Source organism: Mycobacterium attenuatum (assembly GCF_900566085.1).
Classification (GTDB): Bacteria; Actinomycetota; Actinomycetes; order Mycobacteriales; family Mycobacteriaceae; genus Mycobacterium; species Mycobacterium attenuatum.
This window is the reverse complement of record NZ_UPHT01000224.1, coordinates 1-1,127: the sequence shown is the minus strand read 5'-3', so window position 1 is coordinate 1,127 and position 1,127 is coordinate 1. Positions and strand designations below refer to the sequence as shown.

Sequence of the window (1,127 nt, the reverse complement as noted above, 5' to 3'; positions counted from 1 at the left end):
AAGCTCACCTTGAGCACGACGACGGCGGCCCTGTATCGGCGTATCGCGGCTGCGGGCGACGAGCCCCCAACCATCCTGCAGGACGAGGCTGACGCCGTATTCGGTCGCACGACCAACCCCCAAGCCGAGGACTTAAGGGCGCTGTTCAACGCGGGCTATAAGCGTGGCGCCACGGTCGATCGGTGTGAAGGCGACGCGAAAAACATGAGGGTCCGCGAGTTTCCGGTGTTTGCGCCGGTGGCGCTGGCGGGACTGTCGGGGAGGATGCCGGCCACCATCACCGACCGGGCTGTCACCCTGCACATGCGCCGCAGAGCCCCAGACGAACCCATCGGAGAGTTTCGCGAGCGCGATGCTGCGATCGCAGCAGCACCGCTGCGCGAGCAGATCGAGGCTTGGGCGACAGCCAATCTCGACACACTGTCGGCTGCCCGGCCAGCAATGCCCGAAGGGGTACGCGACCGCCCGGCCGAAGTCTGGGAGGCATTGCTGGCCGTTGCGGACGTTGCTGGCGGCCAATGGCCCGAACGGGCACAAGCCGCTTGCCGGTACTTCGTGCTGGATACTGACTGCGACGACAAGCTGTCCCTCGGGGTCCGGATGTTGCGGGACATCAAGACGGTCTTCGGTGACCTCGACCGGATGTTCTCGGCCGATATCGTGTCCGAGCTGACTCGCGACCCCGAATCTGACTGGTGCGACCTGTGGGGCAAGTCGCTCGACCAACGTCGTCTAGCAAAAGAATTGAAGCGCTATGGGGTTCGCTCCAAAGAGGTGCGTATCGGTACCCGCACCGCCAAGGGATATGCCATCGACGGGGACGATGGGCTTAGCCAGGCGTGGCACCGCTACCTACGCCACGTAGATGAGCGCAACATCCGCGACGAGGGCAACATTGCAGGTCAATCCGTTGCGGATGTGTCGCGGACAGAATGTGAGCGCAACAAGCGCAACACAAGCGCAACAACCGAAATATGCTCTGAACAGGCCATTTTGGATTCTGTTGCGGATGTTGCGGATGTAGCGCATATAAACGGCATAGCCATTAACGGCCACAGTCCACATTGCCGTGACTGCGGTGCCCCGATCCCTGAGCACATGCGCTCAGCCCGCGCCCGCGGCGTGTG

1 protein-coding gene is annotated in these 1,127 nt (G+C 62.9%); it reads left to right on the top strand.

Features of this window, described 5'->3' with window-relative positions; all coding sequences use genetic code 11:
* Positions 1-1,127, top strand: a 1,127-nt coding sequence (locus EET13_RS29740) for a DUF3631 domain-containing protein (RefSeq protein WP_122445566.1), incomplete at both ends; no start/stop codon positions are given.